At 30.1% G+C, this 24,165-nt stretch carries 25 protein-coding genes, 1 tRNA gene and 1 pseudogene; 15 read left to right on the forward strand and 12 right to left on the reverse strand.

The features are described from left to right. The 3 genes and pseudogenes from B4E95_RS11830 to B4E95_RS11840 all read left to right on the forward strand — a co-directional run. Positions 1-202: pseudogene (locus B4E95_RS11830) on the forward strand (helix-turn-helix domain-containing protein); the annotation flags it as partial. Positions 203-536: 334 nt separating this feature from the next. Next, the gene (locus B4E95_RS11835) at positions 537-1,400 is read left to right on the forward strand and encodes a helix-turn-helix transcriptional regulator (protein ID WP_291091691.1); all 864 of its coding nucleotides are present in this window, start codon (positions 537-539) and stop codon (positions 1,398-1,400) included. A 150-nt stretch (positions 1,401-1,550) separates the two neighbouring features. Beyond that, positions 1,551-2,129 carry a hypothetical protein gene (locus B4E95_RS11840; RefSeq protein WP_219034531.1) on the forward strand — a complete coding sequence of 193 codons (579 nt, stop codon included), beginning with the start codon at positions 1,551-1,553 and terminating at the stop codon, positions 2,127-2,129. A gap of 199 nt (positions 2,130-2,328) precedes the next feature. Here B4E95_RS11840 and B4E95_RS11845 read toward each other — a convergent pair whose 3' ends face one another. Continuing rightward, positions 2,329-4,551 carry a TonB-dependent receptor gene (locus B4E95_RS11845; RefSeq protein ID WP_291091694.1) on the reverse strand — a complete coding sequence of 741 codons (2,223 nt, stop codon included), beginning with the start codon at positions 4,549-4,551 and terminating at the stop codon, positions 2,329-2,331. Positions 4,552-4,620: 69 nt separating this feature from the next. Here B4E95_RS11845 and B4E95_RS11850 point away from each other — a divergent pair, with 69 nt between their 5' ends. Both B4E95_RS11850 and murI read left to right on the forward strand, forming a co-directional pair. After that, the gene (locus tag B4E95_RS11850) at positions 4,621-5,715 is read left to right on the forward strand and encodes a PepSY-associated TM helix domain-containing protein (protein ID WP_286495431.1); all 1,095 of its coding nucleotides are present in this window, start codon (positions 4,621-4,623) and stop codon (positions 5,713-5,715) included. Positions 5,716-5,847: 132 nt separating this feature from the next. Further along, a complete protein-coding gene (gene murI, locus B4E95_RS11855; RefSeq protein ID WP_286495430.1) occupies positions 5,848-6,657 on the forward strand; it encodes a glutamate racemase in 810 nt (269 codons plus the stop codon). A 72-nt stretch (positions 6,658-6,729) separates the two neighbouring features. Here the strand turns inward: murI and B4E95_RS11860 are convergent, their stop codons facing one another. Further along, the gene (locus tag B4E95_RS11860) at positions 6,730-7,107 is read right to left on the reverse strand and encodes a GreA/GreB family elongation factor (RefSeq protein WP_291062798.1); all 378 of its coding nucleotides are present in this window, start codon (positions 7,105-7,107) and stop codon (positions 6,730-6,732) included. Positions 7,108-7,638: 531 nt separating this feature from the next. Between B4E95_RS11860 and B4E95_RS11865 the strand changes: the two genes are divergently transcribed. The 6 genes from B4E95_RS11865 (at position 7,639) to B4E95_RS11890 (ending at position 11,610) form a co-directional block, all read left to right on the forward strand. Beyond that, positions 7,639-7,953, forward strand: coding sequence for a hypothetical protein (locus B4E95_RS11865; RefSeq protein ID WP_286475097.1), 315 nt, complete (start codon positions 7,639-7,641; stop codon positions 7,951-7,953). 91 nt (positions 7,954-8,044) lie between these two features. Then, the gene (locus tag B4E95_RS11870) at positions 8,045-8,392 is read left to right on the forward strand and encodes a hypothetical protein (RefSeq protein ID WP_286475099.1); all 348 of its coding nucleotides are present in this window, start codon (positions 8,045-8,047) and stop codon (positions 8,390-8,392) included. Between the two features lie 84 nt (positions 8,393-8,476). Next, positions 8,477-9,319, forward strand: coding sequence for an MbnP family protein (locus B4E95_RS11875; RefSeq protein WP_291091697.1), 843 nt, complete (start codon positions 8,477-8,479; stop codon positions 9,317-9,319). 44 nt (positions 9,320-9,363) lie between these two features. Then, positions 9,364-10,404 carry a cytochrome-c peroxidase gene (locus B4E95_RS11880; RefSeq protein WP_291062804.1) on the forward strand — a complete coding sequence of 347 codons (1,041 nt, stop codon included), beginning with the start codon at positions 9,364-9,366 and terminating at the stop codon, positions 10,402-10,404. Between the two features lie 10 nt (positions 10,405-10,414). Beyond that, positions 10,415-11,380: a hypothetical protein gene (locus B4E95_RS11885; protein WP_291091699.1), complete on the forward strand. Its 966-nt coding sequence runs from the start codon at positions 10,415-10,417 to the stop codon at positions 11,378-11,380. A gap of 2 nt (positions 11,381-11,382) precedes the next feature. Beyond that, a complete protein-coding gene (locus B4E95_RS11890) occupies positions 11,383-11,610 on the forward strand; it encodes a YHS domain-containing protein (RefSeq protein WP_114999320.1) in 228 nt (75 codons plus the stop codon). Between the two features lie 162 nt (positions 11,611-11,772). On the opposite strand, the gene B4E95_RS11895 is transcribed toward B4E95_RS11890, so the two are convergent. The 5 genes from B4E95_RS11895 to B4E95_RS11915 form a co-directional block, all read right to left on the reverse strand. Beyond that, a complete protein-coding gene (locus tag B4E95_RS11895) occupies positions 11,773-13,167 on the reverse strand; it encodes an MBL fold metallo-hydrolase (RefSeq protein ID WP_291062808.1) in 1,395 nt (464 codons plus the stop codon). Between the two features lie 145 nt (positions 13,168-13,312). After that, positions 13,313-14,134, reverse strand: coding sequence for a YeiH family protein (locus B4E95_RS11900; RefSeq protein WP_291062810.1), 822 nt, complete (start codon positions 14,132-14,134; stop codon positions 13,313-13,315). A gap of 231 nt (positions 14,135-14,365) precedes the next feature. Beyond that, entirely contained in the window at positions 14,366-14,995 is a 630-nt protein-coding gene (locus tag B4E95_RS11905; RefSeq protein ID WP_291062812.1) for a Crp/Fnr family transcriptional regulator, read from the reverse strand. Positions 14,996-14,997: 2 nt separating this feature from the next. Beyond that, entirely contained in the window at positions 14,998-15,411 is a 414-nt protein-coding gene (locus B4E95_RS11910) for a YeeE/YedE family protein (RefSeq protein ID WP_135836085.1), read from the reverse strand. Positions 15,412-15,415: 4 nt separating this feature from the next. Continuing rightward, entirely contained in the window at positions 15,416-15,964 is a 549-nt protein-coding gene (locus tag B4E95_RS11915; protein WP_291091701.1) for a YeeE/YedE family protein, read from the reverse strand. Between the two features lie 128 nt (positions 15,965-16,092). Here B4E95_RS11915 and B4E95_RS11920 point away from each other — a divergent pair, with 128 nt between their 5' ends. Both B4E95_RS11920 and lysA read left to right on the forward strand, forming a co-directional pair. Beyond that, positions 16,093-17,226, forward strand: coding sequence for an MBL fold metallo-hydrolase (locus B4E95_RS11920; RefSeq protein ID WP_291062815.1), 1,134 nt, complete (start codon positions 16,093-16,095; stop codon positions 17,224-17,226). A 162-nt stretch (positions 17,227-17,388) separates the two neighbouring features. Beyond that, complete coding sequence (lysA, locus tag B4E95_RS11925; RefSeq protein WP_286495417.1) at positions 17,389-18,600, forward strand: diaminopimelate decarboxylase; 1,212 nt, start codon at positions 17,389-17,391, stop codon at positions 18,598-18,600. A gap of 61 nt (positions 18,601-18,661) precedes the next feature. Here lysA and B4E95_RS11930 read toward each other — a convergent pair whose 3' ends face one another. After that, complete coding sequence (locus B4E95_RS11930; protein WP_291062817.1) at positions 18,662-19,000, reverse strand: hypothetical protein; 339 nt, start codon at positions 18,998-19,000, stop codon at positions 18,662-18,664. A 253-nt stretch (positions 19,001-19,253) separates the two neighbouring features. Here B4E95_RS11930 and B4E95_RS11935 point away from each other — a divergent pair, with 253 nt between their 5' ends. Continuing rightward, positions 19,254-19,634: a hypothetical protein gene (locus B4E95_RS11935; protein ID WP_180906033.1), complete on the forward strand. Its 381-nt coding sequence runs from the start codon at positions 19,254-19,256 to the stop codon at positions 19,632-19,634. Here B4E95_RS11935 and B4E95_RS11940 read toward each other — a convergent pair. From B4E95_RS11940 to B4E95_RS11955, 4 genes are all read right to left on the reverse strand, one after another. After that, positions 19,621-20,316, reverse strand: coding sequence for a potassium channel family protein (locus B4E95_RS11940; protein ID WP_135836030.1), 696 nt, complete (start codon positions 20,314-20,316; stop codon positions 19,621-19,623). The genes B4E95_RS11935 and B4E95_RS11940 overlap by 14 nt on opposite strands. 9 nt (positions 20,317-20,325) lie before the next feature. Next, positions 20,326-21,798, reverse strand: coding sequence for a TrkH family potassium uptake protein (locus B4E95_RS11945; protein WP_291062819.1), 1,473 nt, complete (start codon positions 21,796-21,798; stop codon positions 20,326-20,328). Between the two features lie 353 nt (positions 21,799-22,151). Further along, positions 22,152-23,327 carry an MFS transporter gene (locus B4E95_RS11950; protein ID WP_291062821.1) on the reverse strand — a complete coding sequence of 392 codons (1,176 nt, stop codon included), beginning with the start codon at positions 23,325-23,327 and terminating at the stop codon, positions 22,152-22,154. 41 nt (positions 23,328-23,368) lie between these two features. Further along, positions 23,369-23,791: a GNAT family N-acetyltransferase gene (locus B4E95_RS11955; RefSeq protein ID WP_291091703.1), complete on the reverse strand. Its 423-nt coding sequence runs from the start codon at positions 23,789-23,791 to the stop codon at positions 23,369-23,371. Positions 23,792-23,967: 176 nt separating this feature from the next. Between B4E95_RS11955 and B4E95_RS11960 the strand changes: the two genes are divergently transcribed. Next, positions 23,968-24,052, forward strand: a tRNA-Ser gene (locus tag B4E95_RS11960). The last annotated feature ends 113 nt before the right edge of the window (positions 24,053-24,165 follow it).

A 24,165-nucleotide genomic window follows, 5' to 3' on the forward strand; every position in this document is an offset into this window, starting at 1 on the left:
ACCTAAATGCACTACGGGTTTGAATAATAAAATATTTGGTTACAAATCTGAAATTGACCGAAAACATTATGCTTATTTAAAATCAGATATCATTGAAATTTTAAATTTTCAGAAAAAGCATTGTTTAAATGATGTTCAATTAGCAAAGCATTTTAAAATCAGTAGAAACTCTATAGCAAATTGGAATAAAATATTTTTATAATCACGCTATATTAAAACAATATTTATACATACGTAATATTAATTTAAAATATTTTATCTATTTTATTTGTAACTTAATTAGAAATTACACTTACTTTAAAGTCTTTCTAACATGTTTCTTAAAATTTTAGGAATAAGAATGGTAGAAGTTACTTCTTCTTAGAAAAAGTTTACTTATTACGTATTTTATTATTATATCACTAATTTACAACACTTTGCATAACTTCACAAATAATTATCTTTGCAGAATGATGATAAAGAAAAGTTGGAATTTTATTTTAAATCGACATATCCACTCCCAAATAGACGAATTAGAACTTATATAAGCGCAAAAAATGAATTTATTTTCTTTCGCTTTAGGTATCGTGTTTTATGTAAATGGAATTCGTGATTTATTCTTTGGCCATACCATTTACTTTAGTGCCTTAATAGGTATTGGAACAATTTATATGATTGTGTTTTTCTTCACTAAAATTTGGTTTAAACCTATAGCTTGGCTACTTAACCTCATCTTCTTACTTTTTGTTATTTTCTTTTTTTCCACCACAAAGGGATTTGGAAACGACCTGTCAATGTATTATTTTGTAATTCTGATTGCTTCATTATTTATATTCAACGAAAAAGATACGGTTAAATTAAACATTATCATTTATACTATTGCGTTGATATTATTTATAATAAGTCATTATTATGATTTTAGGATTTTTACAAACGAAGATTCCGAACATAAAACATTTACACGAAATCAAAGAATTTTTACATTTATTGAAACATTCATAGGAATTATTTGCTTCGTATATTTTATTCTATCAAAACATTTTAGAGTAGCACGTTTATACAAACAAACCATGCGAAGCGAAAAAATGATTATTGAACTAAAGCGAAAACTTAGAACTGATACTCAAATTTATGCGATAGAAGAAGTCGTAAAACTAGCTGTAAAAGACGATATAGCTTATATCCCTAAATTTAAGTTAGTTTTTCCGAATTTCTATACCAATCTTTTATCCCTTAATCCTGAAATTACTCCGGACGAATTCAAATTTTGTTCTTTACTCAAATTAGGTTTTACAACAAAAGATATTACAGAATACAACAACCTTGCAATAAGAACTGTGCAAACAAGAAAAAGTAGATTAAGAAAAACCTTTGACATCTCTTCTGAAATCGATTTATACAAATGGATTGACGAAGTTTGAAGGATGAATGACATAGCTAAATCACCTCTATTTACAAGAAGTAAAAATATTTTATGTAAACAATATTCATAAACTTTAACACATTGATTTTTAAGTATTCATTCCAAAAATGAGACATTTTTCTTAAATTAGTATTTAAACGAATGAAATATGAAAATCTTATATACTTTATTTACAATTATTTGTTTATCGCAATTTAGCTATGCGCAATATTTTACTTTAACATCAAATGGATTTGTTTCATCTAAAGATAAAACTGATTATATCGTAATTGATAAACCAAATACCAAAAAAAATGAGTTATACAGAATTGTGTTGTCAGCCTTATCGAGTATGTACAAAGATCCAAAGAAAGTATTGAGTTTAGCCGAAAATGAAAGCATAACAATAAATGGATATGAGCAAGAAGCTTTAACTGTAAAACAAAAAATGAATTATATGCAAATAGGAAAGTCAAAGATTGAATATGACTTATCTTATTCGATTACAATTCTCTTTAAAGATGATAAAATTCGAATTAATCGACCTTCTTTTGAAGCAAGAAAGTGGAATTCGAGCATAGGAGATTATTATTATCTTGTATTGAATCCAACAAGCAAAAACAAAAATTCTATCTATAATAAAAAGAATGAAGTCGATTATCCTGACGCAGTAACTGGTTTAGAGAATCATTTTAATAAGTTAATTCAAGAGATTTTAGATAAATCGAATAAAATTAATAATTGGTAAAAATTATAGAACCTCTATAGAAAATAAATTAAAAAAAGCTATTCTTTAAAAATTAAGAAAAAGCCCTTACCAATTCTATTCTACGATTTTTTGCTTTATTGGCTTTCGAATCATTCCTGCAATCATTAATCTTATTTTTTAGTTCGGTGTTTAATTCCCTTAAAATAAAAAAGCGAATCAAATGATTCGCTTTCATAAATTAAAAATTGTATGTAAAACTTAGATTAAAAGTTCTTCCACGTCCAGCGTAATAAAACAATTCTGGAACTTTATATGCACTATACAAAACTTGTGATTTTGCACTCCAAATTGTTTGGTAATCGCTATTAAAAATATTCTGAACACCTAAATTAATTTTACCAAAAGGTAATTTGTAAGCAACCATTAAATCTGATGTATTGTATGAATCGATCACATTTTCCAAACCATCTGTGTATTTGAAACTTTGCAAAGTTTGAAATCTAAAATTCCAATTATCAAATCCATAACCTGCATAAGCTGTAAATTTAGAAGGTCCAGAAGTTGAAACATCTTGTTTTTGCCAATCACCATTTTTCTCCACTTCAGATTTGATTAGCAATGTATTTGCTCCAACATAAAATCCTCCGTTCGTATAAGAAACCTCTGCTTCTACGCCAATATTTCTTAATTTTTGATCAACCACTTCTACCCAAAGATTTAGTCCATCACGTTTTAAAGCAATATTTTTGTCGGAATTACTGATAAATCCAGAGATTTGTCCTTTAAATCCATTATTTGTTCTGAAACGATAACCAAGTTCAAATTGTCCTGTTTTCACACCAGAAAGAGGAGAATCTTTTACATTCACACTCGAACTTAAATCCCAATTATTGGTTGCAGAATTAAATTTATAATTTCCATATCCATAAAATTTTGATGGATCAGCTAATGAAACTCCTTGTGAATAAGTTGTCCAAATTTGGTTCAATTCATTAATTTTATATAACAAACCAGCATTTAGCATCGTCATATTATAGCTACTTTTTCCGCCTGGAATATTATCGGCACTGTTTCCATAACCATTAGCGATTTGCAATTGTTGAGTAGAACCAATAAAATCATCTAACTTAATCGAAATATCTTGGTAACGAATTCCTCCTGAAACTTTCAATTGGGGTAAAATATTATATTCAGCTTGCGCATATCCAGCAAAACTTGAAGAATGATTAGTTGGATAACGATCAATCGTTAAAACAGTGTGATTAATCATTCCTCCACTTGATAATGACTTCTGAGAATCAAATACATTTTGTTGACCTTCAAACTTTTCAAAATCAACATCTGCACCGTATGTTAATTTCAATTTTCCCCAATCTTTGACCAAAACAGCTTTTAGACCCGAATAATACGTATCCTGTTGAGAAGCCGACATATAAGGACTTGTCCCAGAAGGCAACGTTAAATTACCTGGGAATGGATAAAATCCTAATTTCTCAACACGAGAAGCAAATTGAACATACACATCTTGCCCTCCTAAAATATTAGTTCCATTATAACTCAATGTTCCCATTACACGCTCTGTTCCTGGATTTTTATCCGTATCAAAACCATCACGCATCTCCAAAACAGAAGCATCTCCTTTGGTTAAAACACTAATGTTTTCACCTAAATATAGACTACGATCTCCACTATATTTGGAACGATAATATTGCACAGATCCATTGATTTGATGATTCGGATTGAATTTATAACCTGCTGTTGCCAACACATCAATAGATTGATTATATTGTAAATCTAATTGCGAAATATCTGCAAATATTTGATCTCCATCTGCATCATAAGCTCCGCCATTTTGTTGAAATGCAACAGCCAAACGTCCCGTAAATTTATCATTTTTGTAACCAATAGATTGAGCAACGCGCCAATCGTGATCATCACTTCCTGAAAAACCTGTACGTAAACCAAGTTCTGTTTCGCCACTAATTCCATTTTTTAGTGCTTTTTTCGTCACAATGTTGACAATACCACCTGTCGCATTTCCGCCATAAATTGCGCTTGCACCAGATAAAACCTCAACTCTTTCGATATTAAATGGATCTATTGCATCCAATTGACGACTTATGTTACGGATACTGTTTAAAGAAACTCCATCTATCATCACCAGCATTGAACGTCCACGCATATTTTGACCATAATTTGATCTTCCTTGCGAACCAACATCCATCCCTGGAATCATAATCGCTAAAGCTTCTTTTAATGGAACACCATTTTTAGCTTGTTGTGCAATTTGTTCTTGATTGATCACCCAAACAGTTCCTGCCAAATCAGATATTTTAGTAGGTTTTCTTGAAGCAACTACCACAACATCATTCAAATCTGTGGATATACTATCATTCGTTTGGGCATATAACAGCGAGGCACTCCCCAATAAAATTGTTAAACAGATGATATTTTTTTTCATAGTGTGTTTTTAAATAAATTATATTTGCTGCAAATATAATTTTTATTTATTCTAAATTAATCTTTATTAATGAAAAAATATTTTCTCTTCTTTCACAAATGGTTTGGGTTATTTACAGGTATTATTGTTTGTATTGTGGCAATAACAGGAGCTATATTTTGTTTTCAAGATGAAATAAAAGATGCTCTTTTTGATTATAGAAAAGTCGAGATTGTTCATCAACCATTCATAAAACCAAGTGAAATTATCCATAAAGTACAAGACAAAAATCCTAAACATGTTGTGCTTCGAGTGATGTATATGGATAAAGATCGATCAACGGTTGTGATGACGATGGATGATAAAAAAGAATCTTACTTTGTGTATATTAATCCATATTCAGGGAAAATTTTACATCAAGAAAATATGAAACAAGATTTTTTCTTGGTGATACAATACATTCATATGAATCTTTTATTGGGTGATATCGGAAAAAATATAATTGGTTTTTCAACTGTTATTTTTATCATGATTATGATAAGCGGTTTAATTCTTTGGTGGCCCAAAAAGAGAAAACAAGCTAAAAATGGGTTAACGATAAAATACAAAGCAAAATGGAAACGTATAAATTATGATTTGCATAATGTACTGGGATTTTATGCTTTTAGTATTGCATTTATTGTCGCTTTATCAGGTATTACATTTAGTTTCAAACCTCTTCGCAATTCATATATGCAAATCGTTAATCTTGGAAAATCATTTCCAAATGAAGAAAAAGGATATGTCTATCAGCCTAAAAAAATGTTAGAAGACAATTACACTATTGTTGATTCTGCATATGCTTATAGTTTAAAAAATAGTCCAACAGCTTCTATGTATTGGATTTATTTACCAGTTCCTGATAAAAATCCTTTAGCCGTAAGATCGTATCATAAAAGTTTGCGCTATTATGCGGTTGACGAATATCAATTTGATTCGGAACAATTTCAGGTTTCTCAATTAATGAATGAGAATTTATCAAATGGTAAAAAGTTTGCAAACTCAATGTACGATATCCATACAGGACAAATATTAGGTTTATTTGGTAAAACATTAGCCTTTACTTCTTCAATAATTGTGGCAAGTTTACCTATTACAGGTTTTATAATTTGGCGAAATAAAAAACGGAAGCAGAAAAGAAAATAATTTTATTCAAACAATTGTTGAATAGATTATAAAATTTATTATTTCTATTAATTATATGTAAATTTTCATACCAAATTATTACGCTAACATCTTAATACATTTTGTAAATTTGTGCTTCAAATATAAGCGAATATGCAAGGACCAATTGGTGTTTTTGACTCTGGTTATGGAGGATTAACCGTTTTCAAAGAAATACAGAAAAAACTTCCGCAATACGATTATATCTATTTAGGTGATAATGCTCGTTGCCCTTATGGAATTCGCTCGTTTGAGACAGTTTATGAATACACCAAAGAATGCGTTTTTAAATTGTTTGATTTGGGATGCAACTTGGTTATACTTGCTTGCAATACAGCTTCTGCAAAGGCTTTACGAACAATTCAGCAAAATGATTTACCCGAAGGCAAAAGAGTTTTGGGTGTTATACGCCCAACAACAGAATCGATAAATGAATACACAAAGAACAACAAAGTCGGAATTTTAGCTACACAAGGAACTGTTTTGTCCGAATCGTATAAAATTGAGATGAACAAATTTCATTCAACAATTGATGTTTTTCAATTGGCTTGTCCACTTTGGGTTCCTTTGGTTGAGAATAATGAAATTGATAGCAAAGCTGCGCACGATATTGTAGAAAAAGATATTCAACGCTTATTTGATCAATCATCCGAAATCGATACAGTTGTATTGGCTTGTACACATTATCCGCTTCTTCTTCCTGTTATTTCGCAATATGTACCAGAAAATGTAACAATTCTTTCGCAAGGAGAATTGGTCGCGAATAAATTAACTGACTATTTACATCGCCATCCAGAAGTAGAAACACAATGTTCAAAAAATGGACATCTTACATTTTATACGACAGATGATGCGAAAAGTTTTGAAGCAAATACGACAATTTTTTATGGTCAGAAAATTACTGCTTCACATTTAGATGTTTAAAATATTTTTTCAGAAAATATACCAATAAAAAACCGAGCAAAAGCTCGGTTTTTTATTATGCTTTTGGACAAATTATGAAACTACTTCTACATTCAGAATTTCATATTTTTTTGTACCATCATTTGCTGGCCATTCAATTACATCGCCAATTTTATAACCAATTGTTGCTAAACCTTCGTCCATTAAAATAGAATGGCGATTCTTTTTCGGTTTTGCTTTTTCTGGGCTAACAAAATTTAATTGATATTCTTGATTTGAATTTAATTCTTTTATTGTTACTTTTTTCCCAACAGTCACAATATTATCCGCCAAATCTCTTCTCAAAATTTGCTCTGCATGACGCAATTCTTTTGTCAAGATATTTTCTTGTTCTGCTGTTACTTTTTTTCTTCTTAAATGGTCTTTAATTAAATCGTATAATCCTGTTGTTAAAATAATATTTGTTGTCATTTTGATAAATTCTTAGTTAAACTTTCAATCATTCGAAGAAGATTTCCTAAGACTCAAATATCAAATGACCGAAAATAAAATTCGCTAAAATTTGATACAAATCTCCTTACAGAAAATTGAAAATAATTGAAAATTGAAAAAAAATAGAAGGTTCCCTGTCTCGAGTCGTAACAGGGATTAGTTGATAAACTCTTTCGAGCTTCTTAAGAAAGTATCATCATGCAAATATGCCAACGACAAAAACAACCACGATTGGTTGTTTCTTCTATAGATGTCGATAAAATTTGCCATAAATTGATCCTAAAATGATTAATTCAAAGTTACGATATCTTTCTCAATCTAAAAAATATAAACCTTTTAAGATTATTTCATTAATATCATTTCAATAAAAAGGAACTTGAATCCAAGTTCTGAAAAAACTGATAATCTTCATTTTCAAAATAAATAAAAACTGTCTAATTTTATAAAAATTTTAAGGAATTGAAATCTTACCTTTTCATACTAACTGTTGTTCTAATAACTTGTAGACCATTGCTACCAGTTATTGACTATTTAGTGAATTATGATAAGATTTCTAAAGAATATTGTGTTAATATAGAGCGTCCAGAATTATTGTGTAATGGCGTTTGTTATCTGAAAGAACAGATTTCCAAGACTGTTACTGATGAACAAAATGATGACAATAAAATTCAAGTTTCTTTACGCACAATTGATTATTTTATCTATCAACCTACCTTCGAAATTAATACATCTACCTTTACAAAATCTATTGAAAAAATATCGACTTTCGAATTAGCTTTCGAAACTCAATATCAATTAGATCAACAACTTCAGCCTCCTATTTGATAAATAGCCCATATTTATCAAATTATTATCTCATTAACATTTAATCAAGTTGACATTTCATATAAGATTTGTCAAAAGTTTCAATTGTTTATTGATTGCATTGTTCGTGCTTTTAATTGGTTTTCGATCATTAATTCCTTTTACTGTATTCATTAGTACTCAGGAGAAGATTATTGATGAATATTGTATCAATAAAGAGCGACCAGAAATGCAATGTAATGGAAAATGTTATTTATCGAAGCAACTAAAAGAAACGGAACAAGAATCTGATTCGGTTTTAGTAAAAAATATTCGATTTGCAGAAATTTATATACATTTCGAATGCTTAGATATTCCATTTATTCAAGATTTTATTATAAAAATAAAACATCGATTCTTTTGGCAATCATCCTATTCTATCGATTGGGTTTTTAAATATCTAAAACCTCCAATTGTTTAATTAATAGAACAAATATTCAGTATTGGAGAACAATAATTGTTTTCCAACAGCATTTTTATTCAAAAAAATTAAACAATTATTACAATGAAAACAATCAAATATTTTTTAAACTTATCATTTATCGCATTACTTACTTTATTTACTTCCTGCAACAACGAAGATGATTTCTCTGAAATTAAATCAACTGAAACAGGTAAAATTCAATTAAAGTTTGAAAATGGATTTGATAATTTGGGAGGAATTGTTCTAGATCAAACAACGCAAACCTCATCAAACGGACAAAAACATAAATTAACAACATTAAAATATATTATTTCTAACATCACATTAATTGACGAAAAAGGGAATGAATTTGATTATCATAAAAACGATCCAGACAAAGGCGCTTTTGTTATTAATCAAGATTCTGCTATAGCTAATGTCGTTTATTTAAATTTGGATAATATCCCTCAAAATAAATATACAAAAATACGTTTCGGACTTGGTGTATCTCAGAAAGCTTATTTATTAGGACAGACTGGGCAAGCTACTTTTTGGGAAAAAGCAAAGAAAAATGGAATGACTTGGGCTTGGGCTGCTGGTTATGTTTTCTTTAAAATAGAAGGTTTTTATGGCAAAACTACTACTGATACTTTCTTCTTAACTCACACAGGAAATATGGGAGATATTAACAAAAATAATGTTCAAGATTTATATAAAGAAGTAACATTAGATTTACCTACATCTGCACGAGTAACTTCTAAGATTAAGCCATCTATTCATATTATGGCAAATTTGAATACCTATTTAAGTGGTAACCATAAATTGACATTAGATGAATCGAACAATAATATTATGGGATCTTCCAACTTTGCACAATTTGTAACAGAAAACATACAAAATATGTTTCGAGTTGATCATGTACATAACGACGAAAAAAATCAATAAAGTTTATAGCGGTGTTTGTAAAACACCGCATAATTCCACAAACAATGAATAAAATAATAACAATTATATTCAGTTTATTCATCTTGTTAAGTTGTAACGATGATGATATTGATTATGGACAAATCGTTGATGAACCTTATCATGTAGAAATTCCTTCTTATTTTCCTAAAATAACATTTGATACAGATAAATATCCGTTAACTAAAAATGGAGTTGAGTTAGGAAAAAAACTATTTTATGAAGGTCGATTATCTAGAAATAATACTATTTCATGTGCTTTTTGCCATATTCAAGAAAATGCCTTTACTCACCACGGACATCCTGTTAGTCATGGAATTGATGATCGATTAGGAATTCGAAATGCTCCTCCTATTCAAAATTTGGCATTTCTAAATCGATTTATGTGGGATGGCGTTATTCATGATTTAGCTCAACAACCAATTTCTCCTATTACAGCTGAAGAAGAGATGGATACTACTTTTCCCGAAATCATTAAGAAATTATCATCAGATTCTTCTTATCGAAAAATGTTTAAAAATGCTTTCGGAGATGATAAAATCGATGCAAATCGTATTCTCAGCGCATTAGGACAGTTTATGGCTTCAGTTGTATCAAAAGATTCTAAATATGATCAGTATTTAAGGAAAGAGACAAATTTAACCGAAACCGAAAAAAAAGGTTTACAACTTTTTCAACAGAAATGTTCAAGCTGTCATAAAGGAACACTTTTTACAGATGAGTCTTTTCGAAATACAGGAATGTATTATAATAAACAATACAAAGATGGAGGTTTATATCGTGTTACATTAGATTCGACTGACTTTATGAAGTTTAGAGTTCCAAGTTTAAGAAATATTGAAATGACCAAACCTTATATGCACGATGGACGATTCTATAGTTTAGAAGCTGTTTTGAATTTTTATTCAGAAGGCATACAAAATGATAAAAATTTGGATTCTCAACTCAAACAAAATAATCGAATTGGAATTCCTATGACAGAAGAAGAAAAAAAGGCAATTATCTCTTTTCTAAATACATTAACAGATTACTCATTTATTAACAACCCTGCTTATGCAGAATTTTAAATCTATTCAAATGAAATTATATATCAATTTATTTTTCGTTATATTATTTATACCCATTTCATTATTTGCTCATACAGAAAATGATTCTATTGTAATCTCTCATTTATATGATTTAGAATTAGAATGTGATGCTTGCGGTTGTTCAGCAACTTCAACATCAAATGGAATTGAAAATCTTATAAATTCAAATTTCGTTGGTATTCGTTATCTACATCAATCTTATAAAGCTAAAGAAGATGCTTTTTCTAATAAAAGAACGCAAAAGCAACAATTCAATACCATTCAATTATGGGCAAGAATTCCAATAAATAATAGAATTGACATCAATGCTAGTATTCCTTACCATTTTCATAATAAAGAAGGTAAAAACTCTTCTTCTATTTCTGGTATTGGAGATTTAAATATGATGGGAATAGTTAAAGTCATTCAATCAAATACAAGTTCTAACGAGCTAAAACATGGATTAAGTACTGCAATAGGTTTAAAAATTCCAATCGCAAAATTTAATCAAGCAAATGCTGAAACAACCAATCCAAGTTTTCAATTAGGTACAGGAAGTTGGGATACTCAGTTTGCAATAAATTACCAATTAGCTTTTAAGAATTCGACTTTACAATTAGTAACAGACTACAACTTGAAAGGAGAGAATAAGAAGAAATACAAATTTGGAGATCAATGGAATCAATTAATTCAATTACAACATCTTTTCATTAACAATGAATTAAAAATACTTGGAAAAGTCGGTTTTCAAAACGAACTTTATTATAAAAATGAACAATTTGGGGAGACGATTCCAAAATCTAAGGGAAAAGCTCAATTTGCGAAATTAGGATTAGAAGCAGCTGCTCAAAAGTTTAATTTTGGTATAGAATATTTTCAACCCATACTTTCTGATTTAAATTCGGGAGAAATCGAAGTAAAAAACAGAATAGGTTTCTTTTTTAATTACAATTTATTTCAATCTAAAAACAAATAACAATGAAAAAAATAGTAACATTAACATTCTTCATCATCTCTTTTTCAATTTTTGCTCAACAAAAACTAAAAGTAAAAGTTGTAAACGAGAAAGATCCTATTTGTGGAATGAATACCGCACAATTCTTAACAGATACCGCAATTTATCAAAAGAAAATTTATGGTTTTTGTAGTAAAAGTTGTAAAGTTGAATTCAAAAAAAATCCAAAAAAATACATGAAGAAAAAGTAAGAGTAAGAAAATAATTTGACAGTAGTTGCTTGATAATTCATCTTAGAATCAAGTGCAACTACTGTCATTTTTATTTAAAATTGTTACTGCTTGAGTAGTACTAGCTCTACTTCTACATTCGAATTTGATGTCAACATTTTTAAAATATTTTGAAAAAACATATTATTTCACGAATGGTTTTTGATTCAATTTCCAATCAGCAATTCCTCCACTATAGTTTTCAACATCAAAACCTTTCGATTCCAAAAAACTTTGCGCAATCGTTGCCCTATCTCCAGCTTGACAATGCAAGACAATTTTTTTAGTTGGATCTAATTCATTGTATCTTTTTGGTAAATAACCGACAAAAATATGCTTCGCTTCTTCGATATGACCTTCTTTAAATTCTGTTTCACCTCTAACATCTAAAATCTGAACCTCTTCATTTCCAATGTAATTTTCCATTGTATCTGCGTCGATTAAAATAGAAGATTGTAAAGAACTTAAATTGTTAAATAAATCTGTTGGTTTAATGTAGCCGTAAATATTATCCAAACCAATTCGCATCAATTTTCGTGTCATTTCTTCTACTTCATCCTCTTCTACAATCAACACAATTGGCTCTTGATAATTTACCATCCACCCCATCCATGTATTGAACGTTTTATTGTTTTGAATATTAAGCGTTCCTGGAATATGCAATTGGGAAAAATCTGTTTTGATACGCGCATCAATCACTTTCATTCCAAAATCTTTTGCTTTTTCAAATTCGATGTACGTTAATTTTGCCCACTTCGGAACTTCGATCAACAAAGGACGTTTTGTTTTATTCAACTTTTTCATCATTGCAAAATAAGCTGGCGCTTCGGGTTGATCTGCCAATAAATAATCAACAAATCCTTTTTCATTCGAATCAAATTGCAACGCCCAATTTCTGATTTTCTCATAACCAACCGTCGTACTTGCTACAGCTCCCAAAGCTTTTCCGCAAGCAGAACCTGCTCCATGTGCTGGCCAAACTTGTAGATAATCTGGTAATGCTTGAAATTTTTTCAACGATTTAAACATCTGCTTTGCTCCTACTTCTTTAGTACCAATTAATCCAGCAGCTTCTTCTAATAAATCTGGACGACCAATATCTCCTACAAAAACAAAATCTCCAGTAAAAATCATAACTGGTTCTTTCGTCGCAGGTTTATCCGTCAACAAAAGACTAATACTTTCTGGCGTGTGACCTGGTGTATGCATCACCTCAAAAATTAGATTTCCAACTTTTATTTTATCCCCATTTTTTAATCCGATATGTTCAAAATCGTATTGCCAATCTTCTCCGCCTTCATCAGACAAATACATCTTCGCACCTGTTACATAAGCTAACTCTTGGCTACCAGAAAGATAATCAGCATGAATATGTGTTTCGGCAATATGCGTAATTTTCAGCTTATTTTCTTCTGCTATTTTTAAGTATGTATCAATATCTCTTTTTGGATCGATTACAATTGCTTCTCCTTTTGCTTGACAACCTACAAGGTAACTTGAATGCGCCAATGACTTTTCAAAAATGTGTTGAAAAAACATATGATAATATTTTTATGGTTTAACCTTTTTTAATTTGTTGAATCAAAGTTAAGTTACTAAAAAACAATCGACAGTAACCAATGTTACAAACCTAAAAATAGAGAGGATAGAGATTTTAAAAATAATTTAAAACCAAAACCAAAGATCAAATGGAAATAAAAATCCAAAGTAATATTCCGTATGATAAGGTTTTAAAACCTGCTTGTTTGATGGATTGTAAGTTAATCAACGAGCCAATCATAAATAAAGCAACAACCATTAATTGTTTCGAAATTCCTTGTAAAATATGATAGACTTTTTCGCCTTGAGGAAAATAAGTAGCGATAAGCATTGTTGCAATAAAACCAATAATGAAATAAGGAAATTTGTAAGAAGAGTTCTCTTTTTTGTTGAAATAACCAATTAATAAAGCCAACGGAAAAATCCATAATGTTCGGCTCAAATTTACAGTTGTTGCGACTTCCAAAGCTTGTTCACCGTATTGTTTAGCTGCACCGACAACAGCACTTGTATCGTGAATTGCAATTGCCGACCACAAACCAAATTGATATTGCGATAACTGAAAATAATGTCCAATTAACGGAAAAATCATTAACGCAATCACATTCAACACAAACACAACTGACATGGCAATGGTAATTTGATTGGCTTTTGGTTGTAAAACTGAAGAAATTGTAGCTATAGCGCTTCTTCCACAAATAGCAGTTCCGGAAGTAATCAGCAACGATGTATTCTTGTTGATTTTTAATAACCGGTAGAATACAAATCCTAATGTAAAAAAACTTAACACAGAAATAAAAGTGAGAAAAAATCCATCTTTACTTACCGAAACTGCCTCGTGAAGATTCAAACCTAACCCTAAACCAATGATTGCAATATTCAATAATTTCTTTGAATATCGCTTTGAGATTTCCCAAAATTCATTCTGAAAAATTAAACGATAACCAACTCCTAAAAGTAACGCCACAGACGACTCTGCAAAAGGAAAAAATTAAATAGCAACAATCCAAAATAAACTATACGGGCAATCATTTGTTTTATGAAATACAAAAACAAAAGTAATTGACCGTATCAAAATAGATTGTAACATTTGTTACAATAAGATTATTTTTAGAAAATTTTTCTACTATAAATTGTTTCAACAAAAAAAAGTAAGCTTAACAATGAGCTTCCTTTTTATATTTTTTTAAATAATTTCTTACTTAATCGTGATTTCGTTTCGGTTTAATTGAAGAAAAGCTTCCTTTTCTAAAGCTTTTAATAAACGAGAAATAACAACACGAGAAGTATTGAGCTCATAAGCAATTTCTTGATGCGTTTTTAACACAACTTTACCTTTATTGATACTTGCGACATCCAACAGATATTTTTTCAAACGTTCGTTCATATCATTAAAAGCTAAATTGTCAATCGCTACCAACATTTCCTCCATTCTATTATTGTAACTATCAAAAATAAAACGTCTCCACGAAGGATATTTTGCCAACCATTCGTCCATTTTTACAATCGGAATCATCACCAGTTCTCCATCAGTTTCGGCAACAGCACGTATTTTACTTTGTTTATCACCCAAACAACACGCCATCGTCATAGCACATGTATCACCTTTTTCGAGAAAATACAACAACAATTCTCCTTCGTCAAAATCTTCGCGCATAATCTTGATTGCACCACTCAAAAGAATTGGCATTCCTTTGATAAATTGGTTTAAATCAATCATTACATCATTCACTTTAAATTCTATCAAAGATCCTAATTCATCAATTTCATTCAATAATTCTTCTTCAAATTGATATGGATAAGTTGCTTCTATTTTCTCTTTTATCATGTTTAATGTGGGATTTTGTTTCTAATTTTTCCGTAAAGAAAAGTACCGATTAATGCACCTACAATTGTAATTAAAATTGGATAAACTCCTGCCCCTAACAACACAAATATTGGTCCAGGACAAGCGCCAACTAACGCCCAACCTAATCCGAAGAAAATTCCTCCGATCAAATAACGAGCAATTGATTTTGTTTTGGGTTGAATCACAATTTTTTCACCATCGATATCTTTTGCTTCTTTCTTTTTCATCCATTGTATGCCAATCAAACCTACAACCAAAGCCGAACCGATAAATCCATACATGTGGAAAGATTGAAAATTGAACATTTCGAAAATACGAAACCAAGAGGCTGTTTCTGCCTTGTACATGGTTACACCAAAGATAACGCCTAATATGATATAAACTAAACTTCTCATGAGATTAAAAAATTAAAGGAAACAAAACGTGAACCATCAAAAGTCCACCGATAAAAAAGCCGATAACAGCGATAAATGAAGGTAATTGCAAATCACTTAAACCCGAAATCGCATGTCCAGATGTACAACCTCCTGCATAGCGCGTTCCAAAACCAATTAATAATCCACCAACAAATAATAAAGCTATATTTTTTACAGACATCGTTTCGAAAATTTCGGTTGAAGAATATGCTTTTCCTGCACTTTCAAATCCCATTGCATTCAATTTTGCAATTGTAGCTTCTGAAATTTCAGGAATTTGATTATCTGATAAAAAATGTACCGAAACAAAACCTCCTATTATTGCACCGACTAAGAATAATAAATTCCATTTTTGAGATTTCCAATCAAACGAGAAAAAATCACATGATTTTCCTCCTCCCAAAGCAGAACAAATCGTTCTGAAGTTTGATGAAAATCCAAAACTTTTTCCGAAATAAATCAATAAAAGCATTACAATCGCAATTATTGGTCCGCCAATATACCATGGCCAAGGTTGTAAGATAAATTCCATTTTATATTTTTTCTAAAACGTGTACAAAGTTGGTAAATCAAAATTAAAATGAAAGTTACAAATGTTACAGTTTACTTAAGATATATTATTTCAAAAGCAATCCAAGAATTTTATACATTTGATCATTAATGAAAAAAATCAATAAACGAAAAGTTTTTAAACGAATGCTTTACTTCCTATTAAGTTTGATTGTAATTCTTGTAATTGCAACTTTCGCGGTTCTACAAATGAATACTTTTGGTGCTGAAGCAACTGGAAAACGATTGGAACGAATGAAACAATCGAAGTTGTATAAAAATGGACAATTTCAAAATATTCATCACACGCCTGCATTTGCAGAAGGTTTTGATACTAAAAAAGTGATGTGGGACTTTTTCTTTGGTGCGAAAAATCCAAAACTTAATCCTAAAGATTCTATTCCGCATATTCAGACAGATATTATATCAATTGATAAAAATGATAATGTATTTATTTGGTTGGGACATTCGTCTTATTATATTCAATTGGATGGTGTTAATTTCCTAATCGATCCTGTTTTTAGTGATTATGGTTCACCTTTACCAATTTTCAATAAAGCGTTTAAAGGAGCAAATACGTATCACGCAAAAGATTTCCCAAAGATTGATTATTTGGTTATTTCACACGATCATTACGATCACTTGGATTATGAAACGGTGAAAGAATTACGTTCAAAAGTGGATAAAGTGATCATTCCGCTTGGAGTTGGCGCACATTTCGAGAAGTGGAATTATTCGCCCGATCAATTAATCGAAGAAGAATGGAACACAAGCCTAACTTTAAAAAATAACTTAAAAATTACTTTTACACCTGCTCGTCATTTTTCTGGTCGAAAATTTAAACGAAACACAACACTTTGGACTTCTTATGTATTGGAAACGCCTACGCAAAAAATATTTTTAGGTGGTGATAGCGGTTATGATACGCATTTCAAAGAAATTGGAGAAAAATATGGTCCGTTTGATTTTGCGATTCTCGAAAATGGTCAATATAATGATGCGTGGAAATATATTCATGCTTTACCAACAGATTTGCCTGCAATTATCAATGATTTGAAAGCAAAACATATTATTCCTGTTCATGCTGCAAAATTTGCTTTGGCAAAACATGCTTGGGATGAACCTTTGGAAAAAATTATAGAGAATGGTAAGCAAAATAAGCACGATATTTTGACGCCTATGATTGGTGAACCACTAAATTTGAACGATTCTGTCTTTCACTTTAAAGAATGGTGGAGGGATTAAAACATTCATTCGCGAATAATATTCGAAATATTTTTCAAATTTTTAAATAATATTCGAAATTATTGATTTATAACAAGTTTATTCTGAATTTTATTCATAAAACCATTTGTATTCCGTAATTTTGGCAACTGAAATTTAACTTTAAACAAAAAAATAAACAAAATGGAACTGAATAGAGAACGTCTATTGGAATTGGTGCAAAAATATGGTGCGCCGCTGTATGTGTATGATGCGAACAAAATTAAATCGCAATATGAAAAGATGACAAATGCATTTTCTACAGTCAAACGTTTAAAGTTAAATTATGCATGTAAGGCGAACACGAATCTTAATCTTTTAAAGTATTTCAAATCACTTGGTTCAGGATTGGATACAGTTTCTATTCAAGAAGTAGAATTGGGATTAATGGCGGGTTTCAAGCCTAAAGAAATCATTTATACACCAAATGGTGTTTCGTATGCTGAAATTAAAAAAGCAATTGATTTAGGTGTTCGCATCAATATCGATAACCTTTCTGTTTTAGAAACATTTGGTCAAGATTTTCCTAAATATCCAGTTTGTGTGCGTATTAATCCACATATTATGGCAGGTGGAAATGCAAATATTTCGGTTGGACATATTGATTCAAAATTCGGAATTTCTATTCACCAATTACCACATATCAAACGTGTTGTAGAAAATACAGGTTTACATTTGGATGGTGTTCACATGCATACAGGTTCTGATATTTTAGATATTGATGTTTTCTTACAAGGTGCTGAAATTTTATTTGAAGTTGCAGCAGAATTCAAGAATTTATCTTACATCGATTTTGGATCAGGATTTAAAGTTCCTTACTATCCAGGCGCAGACGAAACAGATATTGAATATTTAGGAGAACGTTTATCAGCTCGTTTCAACGAGTTCGAAAAAGCGTACGGAAAACCTTTGACATTAATGTTCGAGCCAGGAAAATATATGGTTTCTGAAGCAGGATCTTTCTTAGCAACTGTAAATGTTGTGAAACAAACAACTTCTACTGTTTTTGCTGGAATTGATACAGGTTTCAACCATTTAATTCGTCCGATGTTTTATAGTGCTCATCACGAAATTGAAAATATTTCGAATCCAGAAGGTCGTAGCCGTTATTACACAGTTGTGGGATATATTTGTGAAACAGATACGTTTGGATCGAATCGTAAAATAAATGAAATTAGCGAAGGAGATGTGTTGTGTTTCCACAATGCTGGAGCATATTGTTTCTCGATGGCTTCGAACTACAATTCGCGTTTCAAACCTGCGGAGGTCTTGTTAATTGACGATAAGGATTATTTAATTCGTCGTCGCGAAACAATTCAAGATTTAATCGCAACAACAGAGGATATAAAATTCTAAGCTCAGAATTTTTATATATTTTTATAGTATTTTAAAGCTCAATTCAAGGATTGGGCTTTTTTTATTTCCCTAATTTCAGTGGTTTACTAAAAAATATCTCATGCACAACACTTCTTATTAAGTTTTGTCCGTATGTTTTTGAATCATCATATTCATAAGGAATTCTTTTCTCAACTGGCTTTAAAGGAGAAACATCTTGTTGTTTATTTGAATAATTTTTAAAATAATCTTCCATCAATTCATTATTCTTTTCAAGCGATAAATCTTGCGAATACTTAAAATCAAAATAGCCAGATTGTTGAGCAAAATTCATCAACAATTTATTTTTTAAATTATCATTCTGAGCAACTTCTTGCGCAAAAAGAGCAATTGGAAAAAGAAAGAATAAAAGTATTTTCATTATCAATCATTTACTGTTTTAAAGTTATGAAAATATTTTAAAGATTCAATCTATCCAATTTTAAATACTTTACAATGACATTCATCTTATGCAATTCGAGATGAATTAAATACTTTTGTCACAAAGTTAGCATATGAAAGAAAAAAAAGATAAACGAAGTGCCTCTCAAAAATTAATAGACGATGCTTTCTTCCTATTTTTGATGATTCTTGGGGCTTTTTGTGTGTTAATAATACTTGTTGTTGTCTAAAAAATGAAATTGTTTGATACTTATTTTAGTTTTTATATTCTGAGTTGGATTTTTATCAAACTTACCCGAATTTATTCCATAGAAATTGAGTATCTCAACCATTATTTAACTGATATTTTTGCGGTACCTGCTATGACGCACTTAGGAAGTTATATCATTTCGAAAATTAAATACAACAATCAAGTTTATGTTTATCCAACAAGTTATTTGGTAATTACTGCTTTTGTTTTGAGTCTTTTATTAGAATTTATTATGCCAAAATTTTCTTCGAATTATACAGCAGATATATTAGATGTTGTCTGTTATTTTATGGGAATTATTTTTTACTTAAAATTCCATAAACCACATGTATTAGAGTTTAAGAATAAGATTATTGAATATTAAATTTCTTTAAGAATTTATAAATTTCTTGATTTGCTCCATAGATTACCAATACATCATCTTTTGTAATTACTGTATTTGATGTAGGAAAACCTTGTACTTCTGGAACAATTTTATATTGACCTAAAAAACTAGCTTCTTCTTTGTTTTTAATAATTGTCATTACCAAAATATTATGTTGCTTTTTGAATTGGATTTCATCAAATGTTTTTCCAACCAATTCATTTGGTGTTACAACCTCTATAATGCTAAACTCTTTGTTTAATTCAAAAGAATCTACAACTCCTTTCACATTTAGTTTTTTTGTCCAACGTTCTGCAGATTCAGCTTCGGGTCGAATAATTTCTGTAACTCCAATTGCTTGCAAAACATTTTCGTGTAAAGAATTGATAGAACGACTAATCAAACGTTTTACATTTTTATTTTTAAAAATAGCAGTAGCCATAATATTGGCACCTTCATTTTCCCCAATACTTACAATTACAATATCTGTATTATTTAGTGGTAATTTATTAATTGATAATTCATCTGTTGCATCTAAACAAATGGTATAGGATAACTTATCTTTCAAAGCTTCAACACGTTGAATATTATTGTCAACACCGATAATTTCGTGACCAAGCTTTACCATTTTCTTACCAAGCGCCGCGCCGAAATTTCCTAAACCTATAATTATTATTTTCATAATTTTCTTTTAAATTAAAATATCATCTGATGGATAACGATAATTAGATGAAACAGTTTTCTTAAAAAAAGCCATCAAAATTGTAATCATTGAAACACGACCAATAAACATCATTGTAATGACAACAATTTTACTTGGATCTGATAATGTAGGTGTTAAATTTAATGATAAACCAACAGTAGAATAAGCTGAAAAAGCTTCGAATGCAACATCAATAAGATGTAAATGATTATCAAATTTTGTTATTAAAAATATTCCTGTTCCAATGACTAAAAAAGATAAGGTCATTGTAGCAAAAGCTTTTTGTACATTGATAGGGCTTAATTCTCTTTTGTAAATTTCGATTTTATTTTTTCCGCGTGCAATATTAATAAAATTAAGAATTGCAATTGCAAAAGTACTCGTTTTAATTCCTCCTCCTGTTGATGCTGGTGAAGCACCAATCCACATTAACAAAATAACCAAAAGTATGGAAGAGAATTGTAAGTGAGAAAAATCTATATTATTAAAACCTGCTGTACGAGGCGTTATGGCGATAAATAAAGCTGAAATAAACTTTCCGAAACCTTGATGTTGTCCTAATGTAGAATAATATTCTTCGAAGAATAATATGATTGTAGAAATAATTAGTATTGTTAATGAGGTGATTAAATTAACTTTAGAACTTAATGTAAAAACCCAATTCTTACGATTATTTTTATTATGGAGAATTTTTGAAATTAATTTTCTGATTAAATAATCTGTATAACGTAGAATATTAATCAAGATAGGAAAACCTATTCCTCCTAAGAATATCAATGTGATTAGAACAGATTGAAATCCATAATTGTGAACAAAACCTTTGTTCATTAATCCATTTGGCAATGTAGAAAAACCTGCATTACAAAAAGCCGAAACTGAATGAAAAATACTAAAAAATAATTTGTCAACAATACTAATATTATAAGGTGCAATTGAAATATAAATTAATACAGCTCCTACGAATTCGATACCAAAAGTTAAATAGATAATCCTTTTTACAAAAGAAAAAACTTCACTCAAAGAATCGTTGTTTGCAATACTTCCTAATGCTATTTGATTCTCATAAGAACTATTTCCTTTGAAAAAATAAGCAATATATCCAGCAAATGTCAAAATACCTAAACCTCCTGCTTGTATTAATAACATTAAAATAAAATGACCAACAGGCGTATAAGTTATATAAGTATCAACAGAAGTTAATCCTGTTACACAAACTGCGCTCGTCGCTGTAAATAGTGCGTCTAGAAAAGAAATTGGATGATATGTTGCTTTTGGCAACATAAGTAAACAAGCTCCTCCAAAAACTAAAATAAAAAAACTGAAAATAAATAATTGGGGAGGAGTAATTACAGAACGTTTGAAATTAAGGTTAGGTGTAGCAATTTCTCTTACTAATTTTAAAACAATAGCAAATTGCAAATATTTGCTGACAAAAAACCAACTATAATCGGTTATTTGCATTTTAATGCAATAAAGAATAAATAGTATACTTACTATATCAAAAATGATGACTCGCGGAATAATTTTTTCTTTAAAATAAACATATTTAAGTATTGTTCTTAAAATTCCGACAGATAGTAGAATGATAAAAAAAATGTTTATATAAAGTTTATACTCAACAGGAAATCCAAATCCAAACATTACCAATAATGCTATAATAGCTAATGTGTACGATATTGAAAGGATTACGTTAAAAAACTTATTGTTTACTAAAATTCGAAACATATTTGTTTCATAATAATTAAAAAGGCAAATTTATAATTATGTATACTTCTTACAAGTTAATCATTACTTTTTTTTTGAAAAGCTATAAATTAGTTATTAATGTTTTTAAAGATTTTCATTCTACCAACCATAAAAACCATAATCAATCCAAAGCAAGCAAATAACGCATAAGAATATCTCAAATCAAAAGCTTCAGCAATATAACCAATCAGTGGTGGTCCCATCAAAAATCCTAAAAAAGAGATACTCGAAACCATTGCTAATGCAACGCCTGGATTTACATTTTTGTTTTTTCCTGCTACACTATAAACCGTTGGCACATTACACGCAACACCCAATCCAACCATCATAAATGCAATTGTACACACAATAAATTGAGGAAAAAATACTGAAAGCATCAAACCAGAAAACATCAAAATTCCACTAATTTGCATCACGCGTTGTTTTCCATATTTACTGATAAAATAATCACCAACGAAACGTCCTGTTGCCATCATCACCATAAACGAAGCATAACCAACGACAACTAAATTCTGTGGCGCTTTTACAATATCTTGGAAATAAACACCACTCCAATCGAACATCGCACCTTCTGTTGCCATGCTCAAAAAACCTATAATTCCTAGTTGAACCAAAACAGTATCTGGTTTTGAAAAAATAGATTTCTTTTCCTTCGCTGGAGCTGGTGTAGAATCGACTAAATATTTTTTATTAATGAACCAACTCAAAATAATTAAGCCATAAATAATCACAAAATGATAAAATGTATTCACATGCAAATTCATCATCAATAAACCAATCAAAGCACCTGTAAAACCAGCGATACTCCACGCACCATGAAAAGAGGACATAATCGATTTTCCATATATTTTCTCTACCTCAACTCCTTGCGTATTCACCGAAATATTGCACATGTTTCCGATTACTCCAAAGAAAAATAAAACAGCACCTAATTGATAAAAATTTTGAGCCAAACCTATACAACAAAGAATTAAAGGATAAATTAAAACGACAATTCGTAAGACATTTTTACTTCCATATTTCGCGACTAATTTTCCTGAAAGCGCCATTGTACACAACTGTCCAATCGGCATTAACAACAATAATGTTCCCAATTGTCCTTCAGAAATTCCTAAATCTGATTTAATCGTCGGAATACGACTTGCCCAAGACGAAAAAGCTAAACCTTGCGAAAAAAAGAAAAGCGAAACAGCGAATCGAATGCGATTTTTTTGAGTTGATGATAATTCTGTTGATGAAAGCATGGCTAAAAAATATGCGACAAAGTTAAGCTACTCTCCTGAAATTATAAACTCAAATGCAAAATAGGATAAGCTTTTCCCTCGTTATCTTTTTCAGAACGAGAAGTAACCTTAAGACCTTGGCTTAAATAAAAATCTGCGGCCTGTTTATTTTGTTCATTCACATCAACCGATTTCACATTCAATTCCTGAATAGAAAAATCTAATAAAGTCTTCCCTACTCCCTTTCTTCGAAAATCATTGTGAATAAATAACATTTCAAGATTTTGCTCTGCAACACCTACAAATCCTACCAATTGATTTCCGCTTTCGTAACCAAATAAGGCTACATGCGGAAAATAATTAGGTAAATTTTCTTTATAATATTCAAAATCTTCTTTTGCTAAAAAATGGTGTGTGTTACTAACCGAACTTACCCAAATATCTCTCAATCTCGGAAAATCTACTTCTTCAATTCTTCTAATCATGACTAAAATTAATTACAACAAAGATATAAACGACTCTTTTCAAAAAAAACAATAAAAATATTCTATTGAGAATCATTTTGTTAAAAATTATTTTAAAAATAATTGTTTTTAGAATTTGGAAAAACGAAAAAGCGTTCTATATTTGCACTCGCAATACCGCAGTAGACTGCGTTATTGGAGAGTTGGCAGAGTGGTCGAATGCGGCAGTCTTGAAAACTGTTGAGGGTCACACCTCCGGGGGTTCGAATCCCTCACTCTCCGCTAAGAAAACCCAATAGAGTAATCTGTTGGGTTTTTTGTTTTTCTGAAGTTGTTTTCCTTTCATTTTCATAAAACTGAAAGGAAAACAAAAAATGGATCAGTATCAAAAGTTG

This window comes from Empedobacter sp. UBA7494 (assembly GCF_002478465.1).
GTDB classification, from domain to species: Bacteria; Bacteroidota; Bacteroidia; order Flavobacteriales; family Weeksellaceae; genus Empedobacter; species Empedobacter falsenii_B.

Bases quoted from the DNA above. Each gene is read 5' to 3' on its own strand.
- B4E95_RS11920 (WP_291062815.1), top strand. From the start codon at position 16,093: ATGAAAAAAATCAATAAACGAAAAGTTTTTAAACGAATGCTTTACTTC.
- B4E95_RS11885 (WP_291091699.1), top strand. From the start codon at position 10,415: ATGAAATTATATATCAATTTATTTTTCGTTATATTATTTATACCCATT.
- B4E95_RS11930 (WP_291062817.1), bottom strand. From the start codon at position 19,000: ATGAAAATACTTTTATTCTTTCTTTTTCCAATTGCTCTTTTTGCGCAA.
- B4E95_RS11850 (WP_286495431.1), top strand. From the start codon at position 4,621: ATGAAAAAATATTTTCTCTTCTTTCACAAATGGTTTGGGTTATTTACA.
- B4E95_RS11840 (WP_219034531.1), top strand. From the start codon at position 1,551: ATGAAAATCTTATATACTTTATTTACAATTATTTGTTTATCGCAATTT.
- B4E95_RS11845 (WP_291091694.1), bottom strand. From the start codon at position 4,551: ATGAAAAAAAATATCATCTGTTTAACAATTTTATTGGGGAGTGCCTCG.
- B4E95_RS11880 (WP_291062804.1), top strand. From the start codon at position 9,364: ATGAATAAAATAATAACAATTATATTCAGTTTATTCATCTTGTTAAGT.
- B4E95_RS11935 (WP_180906033.1), top strand. From the start codon at position 19,254: ATGAAATTGTTTGATACTTATTTTAGTTTTTATATTCTGAGTTGGATT.
- B4E95_RS11910 (WP_135836085.1), bottom strand. From the start codon at position 15,411: ATGAGAAGTTTAGTTTATATCATATTAGGCGTTATCTTTGGTGTAACC.
- B4E95_RS11915 (WP_291091701.1), bottom strand. From the start codon at position 15,964: ATGGAATTTATCTTACAACCTTGGCCATGGTATATTGGCGGACCAATA.
- B4E95_RS11905 (WP_291062812.1), bottom strand. From the start codon at position 14,995: ATGATAAAAGAGAAAATAGAAGCAACTTATCCATATCAATTTGAAGAA.
- B4E95_RS11940 (WP_135836030.1), bottom strand. From the start codon at position 20,316: ATGAAAATAATAATTATAGGTTTAGGAAATTTCGGCGCGGCGCTTGGT.
- B4E95_RS11860 (WP_291062798.1), bottom strand. From the start codon at position 7,107: ATGACAACAAATATTATTTTAACAACAGGATTATACGATTTAATTAAA.
- B4E95_RS11895 (WP_291062808.1), bottom strand. From the start codon at position 13,167: ATGTTTTTTCAACACATTTTTGAAAAGTCATTGGCGCATTCAAGTTAC.
- B4E95_RS11890 (WP_114999320.1), top strand. From the start codon at position 11,383: ATGAAAAAAATAGTAACATTAACATTCTTCATCATCTCTTTTTCAATT.
- B4E95_RS11955 (WP_291091703.1), bottom strand. From the start codon at position 23,791: ATGATTAGAAGAATTGAAGAAGTAGATTTTCCGAGATTGAGAGATATT.
- B4E95_RS11875 (WP_291091697.1), top strand. From the start codon at position 8,477: ATGAAAACAATCAAATATTTTTTAAACTTATCATTTATCGCATTACTT.
- B4E95_RS11945 (WP_291062819.1), bottom strand. From the start codon at position 21,798: ATGCAAATAACCGATTATAGTTGGTTTTTTGTCAGCAAATATTTGCAA.
- lysA (WP_286495417.1), top strand. From the start codon at position 17,389: ATGGAACTGAATAGAGAACGTCTATTGGAATTGGTGCAAAAATATGGT.
- B4E95_RS11835 (WP_291091691.1), top strand. From the start codon at position 537: ATGAATTTATTTTCTTTCGCTTTAGGTATCGTGTTTTATGTAAATGGA.
- B4E95_RS11950 (WP_291062821.1), bottom strand. From the start codon at position 23,327: ATGCTTTCATCAACAGAATTATCATCAACTCAAAAAAATCGCATTCGA.
- murI (WP_286495430.1), top strand. From the start codon at position 5,848: ATGCAAGGACCAATTGGTGTTTTTGACTCTGGTTATGGAGGATTAACC.